This is a genomic window from Peptoniphilus sp. SGI.035, assembly GCF_050315115.1.
Classification (GTDB): domain Bacteria; phylum Bacillota; class Clostridia; order Tissierellales; family Peptoniphilaceae; genus Peptoniphilus_A.
The window spans coordinates 1-7413 of sequence record NZ_JBNPOJ010000034.1 but is presented as its reverse complement, the minus strand read 5'-3'; the positions used below and the strand labels follow the sequence as shown (position 1 = coordinate 7413).

Annotated in this window: 8 protein-coding genes; 2 read left to right on the top strand and 6 right to left on the bottom strand. The window is 31.7% G+C overall.

Annotated features, from left to right (window positions below):
- Nucleotides 1-117 precede the first annotated feature (117 nt).
- Both ACQRC6_RS09470 and ACQRC6_RS09465 read right to left on the bottom strand, forming a co-directional pair.
- Nucleotides 118-1356 carry an FprA family A-type flavoprotein gene (locus ACQRC6_RS09470; RefSeq protein WP_427848701.1) on the bottom strand — a complete coding sequence of 413 codons (1239 nt, stop codon included), beginning with the start codon at nt 1354-1356 and terminating at the stop codon, nt 118-120.
- A gap of 11 nt (nt 1357-1367) precedes the next feature.
- Complete coding sequence (locus ACQRC6_RS09465) at nt 1368-3305, bottom strand: acyl-CoA dehydrogenase family protein (RefSeq protein WP_427848700.1); 1938 nt, start codon at nt 3303-3305, stop codon at nt 1368-1370.
- Nucleotides 3306-3612: 307 nt separating this feature from the next.
- Here ACQRC6_RS09465 and ACQRC6_RS09460 point away from each other — a divergent pair, with 307 nt between their 5' ends.
- The gene (locus ACQRC6_RS09460) at nt 3613-4194 is read left to right on the top strand and encodes a nitroreductase family protein (protein ID WP_427848699.1); all 582 of its coding nucleotides are present in this window, start codon (nt 3613-3615) and stop codon (nt 4192-4194) included.
- Nucleotides 4194-5213 (top strand): PTS transporter subunit IIC, encoded by a 1020-nt coding sequence (locus ACQRC6_RS09455; RefSeq protein ID WP_427848698.1) that lies wholly within the window; start codon nt 4194-4196, stop codon nt 5211-5213. The genes ACQRC6_RS09460 and ACQRC6_RS09455 overlap by 1 nt, the downstream gene beginning before the upstream one ends.
- A 52-nt stretch (nt 5214-5265) precedes the next feature.
- Here the strand turns inward: ACQRC6_RS09455 and ACQRC6_RS09450 are convergent, their stop codons facing one another.
- The 4 genes from ACQRC6_RS09450 to ACQRC6_RS09435 all read right to left on the bottom strand — a co-directional run bounded on the left by ACQRC6_RS09450 (nt 5266) and on the right by ACQRC6_RS09435 (nt 7112).
- Entirely contained in the window at nt 5266-5532 is a 267-nt protein-coding gene (locus tag ACQRC6_RS09450) for a GNAT family N-acetyltransferase (protein ID WP_427848697.1), read from the bottom strand.
- A gap of 75 nt (nt 5533-5607) precedes the next feature.
- Complete coding sequence (locus ACQRC6_RS09445; RefSeq protein ID WP_427848696.1) at nt 5608-5784, bottom strand: hypothetical protein; 177 nt, start codon at nt 5782-5784, stop codon at nt 5608-5610.
- 554 nt (nt 5785-6338) lie between these two features.
- Entirely contained in the window at nt 6339-6518 is a 180-nt protein-coding gene (locus tag ACQRC6_RS09440; RefSeq protein WP_427848695.1) for a hypothetical protein, read from the bottom strand.
- Between the two features lie 9 nt (nt 6519-6527).
- The gene (locus ACQRC6_RS09435; RefSeq protein WP_427848694.1) at nt 6528-7112 is read right to left on the bottom strand and encodes a TetR/AcrR family transcriptional regulator; all 585 of its coding nucleotides are present in this window, start codon (nt 7110-7112) and stop codon (nt 6528-6530) included.
- Nucleotides 7113-7413: the final 301 nt, after the last annotated feature.

Below are 7413 nucleotides of genomic sequence, written 5' to 3'. Positions count from 1 at the left end.
TTTTAATTAGGTTTTAGTATAAAGATTTATTTTTAAACTTAAATTATATGAATACAAAAAAATTCGGCTATATTAAATGATATAACCGAATTAAATATTCACACCGCTTTGGCATTATTAGTTAGCGGATTTTTCTTTAATTTCTCTAATCTTTGCCATAGATTCAATAATAGAATCTGCAAGAGCTTCCATGTCGTTTTCGTTAGCCTTGTTAAGTGCAGAGTTAAGTGTAACTCTTTCTGGAAGAACATCGAACATCTTAAGGTTTTCGTCGATGTATTCTTCAATTTTATCGCCAACTGTACAAGCCCAAGTACCATTTTCAATAATACCAACAGTTCTGTTTTGAACATTAAGAGCTTCAAGATCCATTAAGAAGTTCTTCATTACAGGATAAATACCTAAATTGTAAGTTACTGATGCAATTACAATGTGAGAGTACTTAAATGTGTCTGCAATTAGATAAGACATATGAGTGTTACTTACATCGTGAACTACTACATTAGTCATTCCTTTATCACAAAGTCTTGATGCAAGAGCTTGTGCTGCACGTTCAGTATTTCCATACATTGATGCGTAAACTATCATTACGCCTTCTTCTTCTGGTTCGTATCTTGACCACTTATCATATTTGTCGATGAACCAACCAAGATTTTCTCTCCAAACTGGTCCGTGAAGTGGACAAATCATTTTAATATCAACAGTAGATGCTTTTTTAAGAACATCTTGTACAAATGGACCATATTTTCCTACGATATTAGTTAAATATCTTCTTGCACTATCAAGCCAATCTCTTTCAAAATTAACTTCGTCAGCAAATAATTTTCCATCAAGTGTTCCAAAAGTACCAAATGCATCAGCTGCAAATAATACTCCGTCAGTTGTATCAAAACTTACAAGAACTTCTGGCCAGTGAACCATTGGTGCTTCTAAGAATACAAAATTATGCTTACCAAAGGAAATAGTATCTCCTTCAGCAACTATCATTGATTGTTCTTCGTTTACATGGAATCCATATTGACGCATGAATTCAAAACCTTGCTCACTAGCAATTACTTTTACATCTGGGTATCTTAAAACTATTTCATCAATAGCAGCAGCATGGTCTGGTTCTAAGTGGTGGATTACAAGATAATCAAGATCTTCTCCATCAAGAACTTCAGATATATTTTCAAGATAATCTTTTACAATTGACCAGTCAACTGTATCAAATAATACATTTTTTTCGTCTTTTAACAAATATGAATTATAAGTTACTCCTTCAGGAATAGGAAAAATATTTTCAAATAATTCTAGTCTATGATCATTGCCACCAACATAGTAAAGATCATCTGTAACTTTTCTAACAGTATACATTATATCCTCCTTTATTTTCTATCAGCAGGGAAATCAGCTTCAATAAAGTTTTGCTTTTCTTCTTGACATTCTGGACAAGTCCAGTCTTCTGGTAATTTATCGAAATCTGTACCAGGATCAATTTCGCCTTCTGGATCTCCATAGTTTGGATCATATTCATATCCACAACCAGGACATACCATTACTTTATAATTTGGAGCTAGTTTTCTAGGTTTAGATCTTCTAACTTTCTTCATTGGAGGTGCTGGTTCTTTTTCGCCAGTTCCAAGAGCTTCTGCAAGAAGTGGCATAATTTCAAACATATCTCCAACTATACCATAATCGCAGTTTTTGAAAATTGGAGCACCTGCATTTTTGTTGATTGCAACAATTGTTGATGCATTTTTAATTCCCTTTAAGTGTTGGCTTGCTCCAGAAATACCGCAAGCAATATATAGGTTTCCGTTAAATTTTTGTCCAGACATACCTACATATCTTTCTAATGGTACAAGTTTTAATGTTTCAGCAACTGGTCTTGAAGAACCTAATGCAGCGCCTGCAGCGTGTGCAAGTTCTCTAGCCATATCCATATTTTCTTTTCCGCCGATTCCCTTACCTACTGAAACAACTCTTTCAGCATCGTAAACAGGAGTATCGATGTCAATTCCTACAGAAAAGTCATATCCATCTTTCTTCAAATTCTTAACTAAAATATCAACAGCTTCTTTAGCTGTGTCAGCTTTAATTATTTCTCTCTTTCTTTCTCCAGTTATAGGTCCAGACTTCTTGTCCATTGCAGCAGCTTTGCCCTTTTTCTTTGGAGCTTTTCCAACAAGGTGACTTGCAACTACAACTCTTTGGATTTCAGAAGTACCTTCGTAGATAGTAGTAATCTTAGCATCTCTGAAGAATCTTTCTACATCCATTCCCTTTAGATATCCATTACCACCATGGATTTGAAGAGCTTCATTTACAACCCACATTGCAACTTCAGATGCAACAGTTTTTGCCATTGCAGCTTCCATTGAATAATTTTCATGGTTTTGTTTCATCTCAGCAGCTGAATAAACCATAAGTCTTGCAGCTCTAATTTTAGTAGCCATATCAGCAAGTTTAAAACCAACTACTTGTTGTTGAGCAATTGGTCTACCAAATTGAATTCTTTCTTTTGCATAAGAAAGAGCAGCTTCAAAAGCACCTTGTGCAATACCTAAAGCTTGTGATGCAATTCCTATTCTACCACCATCAAGAGTTTGCATTGCAATTCTAAATCCTTGACCTTCTTTTCCAAGTAAGTTTTCCTTTGGAACTTTAACATTATTAAATTGAAGTTCAGCAGTAGTTGAAGATCTAATACCTAATTTGTCATAATGATCTCCAAAAGTAAATCCATCCCAACCTTTTTCTACTATAAATGCAGAAATTCCGTGAGTACCAATTCCTGGTGTAGTAACTGCATATACAACATATATGTCTGCAGCAGGAGCGTTTGTAATAAATATTTTATTACCATTTAAAATATAATAATCGCCATCAAGGACTGCTGTTGTTTCAGTACCACCAGCATCAGAACCTGCATTAGGTTCAGTAAGACCAAAGGCACCAAGTTTTTTACCTTGAGCAAGTGGTTTTAAATATTTTTCCTTTTGTTCCTTTGTACCAAAAGCTTGGATAGGATAAGAACCTAATGATGTATGAGCTGATAGTACAACACCAACACCAGCATCTACTCTTGATAATTCTTCAACAGCGATTGCATAAGAAATAACATCCTTGCCTGCTCCACCCTCTTCTTCAGAGTATGGTAGACCCATCCAACCGTTTTCGCCAATTTTCTTAATAATTTCTTCTGGAAATTCATTGTTTTGATCTAGTCCAAAAGACAATGGCTTAATTTCTGCTTCTGCAAATTCTCTAATAGCTTTACGAAGAGCTTCATGCTCAGCAGTAGTCTTATACATATTTGACATATTTTCCTCCTTTTTAAATTAAAGAATAGTTAAAATATTTTTCATATAATTGTGAAAAACAAAAGATACACCAAAGTGGTATACAATAATTATAGTATACATCAACTTATATAAAGTGTCAAAACATTTTCATTAAATTTGAATTAAATTTTTAAAACCTCGCCTCACTTAATTATATTTTTTGACTAAAGTATGTATACCCCTTTTTAATAAATAAAACATTAATTTTAAGATTTTATTGTAAAATTATTTTTTTGTAATAAAATATTAAGTTAATAAGAAGAAAATTTATTGAATGGAGGAAAAAATGAATTTAGAAAAATTATTGGAGTGGAGACGAAGTTATAGAAAATTTGACGAAAATAAACCTATTTCAAATGAGGACATTGAGGATATTTTAAATTCTATTAAATTTGCTTCCTGTGTAAACAATAGACAATATCTTAGATTTATTTCAGTAGAAGACAAGGGTAAAGTTTTGGAAGTTTTTGATAATACAAAATGGGCAGCTTCCCTTCCAAATAATTTAGGAAGACCAAAAGTTGGTGAAAGACCTGTATACTTTATTGCAATTTTAAGTGATAATGATAAAAAGCTTAAGCTTAACGGAATCGATGAAGGTCTTGTTATTTCAAATTTAACTATAACTGCTGCAGAAAAGGGCATTGGTTCATGTATAATTGGCAGTATTAGTGACAAAAAAATGCGTGAAATTTTAAATTATGAAGATAATTATTCTTGTGAAGTTGTAGTAGCCTTTGGATATCCAATAGTTAATTCAACTATAAAGGAAATTGACACAACAGAAGATCAATCTTACTACTTAGATAATGATGGAAATTATATTGTCCCTAAGTATAAAATAAATGAAATAGTTAGGAGAATATAATGGTAAAGAAAAATTTTAAGGAAATAATAAAAAGTAAGGCAAAATTATATTTTATTGACGCTCTGGGTGCCATGGCATTTGGTCTTTTTGCAACTCTTCTTGTGGGTACGATTTTAAATACCATTGGGAAGAGTTTTAATATAAAATTTTTGACAGATGTGCTTTGGCCTTTGGCACAAAAAGCTACAGGACCTGCCATAGCTGTTGCCATTGCCACTGCAATGTCTGCACCAGTTCTTGTGGTTTACGCTGCAACAGTTGTAGGTATTGCAGGAAATGAACTTGGCGGACCAATGGGTGTTTATATAGCAACAATTTTTGCAGTAGAATTTGGAAAACTTGTTAGCAAAAAAACTAAAATTGACATAATAATCACTCCTGCTGTTACAGTTTTAATAGGAGTTTTTATCGCAAACTTCATAGGACCCTACATAAGTGCTTTTATGAATCTTCTCGGTGCAATTATTATTAACGCAACTGAGAAAGCTCCTTTCTTTATGGGAATAATTGTGTCTGTAATCGTGGGTATAGTTCTTACTCTTCCTATTTCGTCTGCGGCACTATGTATGATGCTTTCTCTTTCATCCCTTGCCGGTGGAGCTGCAACTATTGGCTGTTGCTGTCAAATGGTTGGCTTTGCAGTTATTTCTTATCGCGATAATAAAATGGAGGGATTAGTTGCACAAGGTCTTGGGACTTCAATGCTCCAAATGCCAAATATTGTGAGAAAACCGATAATCATTATACCTCCAATTATTTCATCTGCCATACTTGGACCTGTTTCAACTATGGTCTTTAAACTTGAAAACACACCACTTGGTTCAGGTATGGGTACAAGTGGACTTGTTGGACAAATTTCTACTTTCACGGCAATGCCCCATGTTCCTTTTATAAAACTTCTTGGAATAGTTTTATTAATGCACATAATTTTGCCAGCAGTTCTTACCTTTGCAATTTATGAAATTTTTTATCGCAAGGGATTAATTCAAGATGGTGATATGAAATTATATTTTAAATAATTTGAAATTAAAAATTTACATGAAAAAAGATGGGATTTGTTACCCATCTTTTTTATGCTCTTATATCATCAAATTCACTTGATTCTAATTTTTTGTGAACATAAGAACAAGTTCCCTTAATTTTTTTATTATTACTTCTTGCATCCTCTACAAGCTTTTTAAAAAGTTCTCCTGCAAAACCCTGTCCACTATACTCAGGCTTTACAATAGTATGCGTTGCATCTATTACATCGCCCTTTTCTTCAAAAGTTAATATTCCCTTATAATTATTTTCATCTTCACCTATATAGTAACAATTTTTCCCTTTTTTAATTTCCATAATGACCTCCTCAATTTGATCTTATCTTTGTAATACCCAAATTTTTAGAAATTTCACATTATTTTATTTTTTCAATTATTCTATATTTAGTATCAAAGCTTTCTGTAGTCCAGGTAAAAGATGAATCTTTTTTGAAAGTTCTGACATTGTGTCTACAATCTCTTTAAACTCTAGTAGTTCTTCTGTTTTTTTATCTAACTCACCAATACTTTTTTGCTTAAATTCAGCTAGTTTTTCTGCAAAAATTTTCATATTATCGTCGATTAAATCTTCGCCATCTTTTAATTCAATAACACCAGAATTTAGTTTTGGTGAATTTGAATCGAATTCTGTTCCTTACTGCAATTCGCTAAGACCTGAAGGCACTTTTTCTGTTCCTGCATTTTTTGAATCTGCTGCCAACTGCAGATGTGTAATCACTAATTCCTGAAGTTAATTTGCTTCCAGGCTCATACATCTCTTGTGCAGCACCTGACACTGATTTTACTTTTCAATAACTTCGTCTAATTAATTTCCAACTCTTCAGATTTTTCGTAAAGTTCATTGGAACCATCTTTAAGCTTAATTGTTTCCTTACTTCAGGTCATGTTGTTTGAAATTTTGAATTTGCCATTATCATTTTGTTTCCACTCTTTAAAAATTTTCTTGAACTTTTTTAAACAAAATTTCACTAGGAATCATATCTTCAACAGTTAAAGATTTTGAAATTACATCTTCTACACCGTCTATTTTTAAAATTTTTTCTCGTAAAACTTCAGCTTTGTGGTCTCTTCACTCTAAGATTAACATTCCTTTGGTTTCATTTTTTAATCTTTATCAAGAATCTCTTGTCCCTGAGTAAATTTTAAATCCTTAGGAAGATATGACAAAATATCATAAATAACTCTTGTAAGTTTGTAACCTAAAAATGAGGGAATAATAAGAATTGTCATAATGAATATTGCAAATTTTGGCTTATGAGATATAAATTTTGTAAATTTTTTCATTTAATAACTCTATCTAAAAAGTCTATTTACAATTTTAAATAAAACTGGCTTCATATCATTTATTCCTAGAACAGAATCATCCATTAGCGCCGATTCACAAGTAGAAAGCACAATTTTAATTGCTAGTGACATAATAAATAACCTCTCTTCATAAGAGACAATTGCAGGAAATAAATTTGAATATTTGTTTAAAATAAAGTGAAGATTTGTTTCTGCCTCTTTAAATCTGTTATCATTTTCAACTTTTGCATATAGAGCCCAATTCAAATTGCTTGAAATAAGTTTTAGTTCAAAGGGATTATTTATCAAATGATCAATAATATAGTCGAAAAAAGAAATTAATCTCTTTTTTAAATCCTTTTCTCTACACTTAGATTCGGCATTATAAACTAATTCCACCATAGTGTCTAATACTATCTTTTCTTCGAGATCCTTTTTATCTCTAAAATATAAGTAGAAAGTTCCAAGACCAAGATCTGTTCTGCTCATAATATCTCTTATTGAAGTTTCCTCTATTCCCTTTTCTTTAAAAGACGTAAGAGCTGCCTTAGTAATTTTATTTTCTTTTTCTATTTTTCTTTCTTCAGGTGTCAAATTAAGCCCCCCTTTTTTTCTGAACACAGTTCACTGTTGTGAAAATATAATAACTCAATTTTGAACAGAGTTCAACTATTTTATAGTATAAATATAAAGTCGATTTTTATTGGATTATAATTAAAAGTCAAGAAGAGAAAAAATTCCAATTTGTGTTTATATTACTAAGATAAATAGTGGATATATTTTATTAAACTTTAATTTAAACTATATTTTAAATTTGGCTTAAAATCCTAAAATTTTTATTAACTTTAAAGTTTAATTAGATTTTAAGCACAATAAAAATCCACCAGCGTAGCTG

What these genes read in the sequence shown, in the direction of transcription:
- ACQRC6_RS09470 (WP_427848701.1), bottom strand. Translation starts at nt 1,356, where the DNA reads ATGTATACTGTTAGAAAAGTTACAGATGATCTTTACTATGTTGGTGGC.
- ACQRC6_RS09465 (WP_427848700.1), bottom strand. Translation starts at nt 3,305, where the DNA reads ATGTCAAATATGTATAAGACTACTGCTGAGCATGAAGCTCTTCGTAAA.
- ACQRC6_RS09460 (WP_427848699.1), top strand. Translation starts at nt 3,613, where the DNA reads ATGAATTTAGAAAAATTATTGGAGTGGAGACGAAGTTATAGAAAATTT.
- ACQRC6_RS09455 (WP_427848698.1), top strand. Translation starts at nt 4,194, where the DNA reads ATGGTAAAGAAAAATTTTAAGGAAATAATAAAAAGTAAGGCAAAATTA.
- ACQRC6_RS09450 (WP_427848697.1), bottom strand. Translation starts at nt 5,532, where the DNA reads ATGGAAATTAAAAAAGGGAAAAATTGTTACTATATAGGTGAAGATGAA.
- ACQRC6_RS09445 (WP_427848696.1), bottom strand. Translation starts at nt 5,784, where the DNA reads ATGAAAATTTTTGCAGAAAAACTAGCTGAATTTAAGCAAAAAAGTATT.
- ACQRC6_RS09440 (WP_427848695.1), bottom strand. Translation starts at nt 6,518, where the DNA reads ATGAAAAAATTTACAAAATTTATATCTCATAAGCCAAAATTTGCAATA.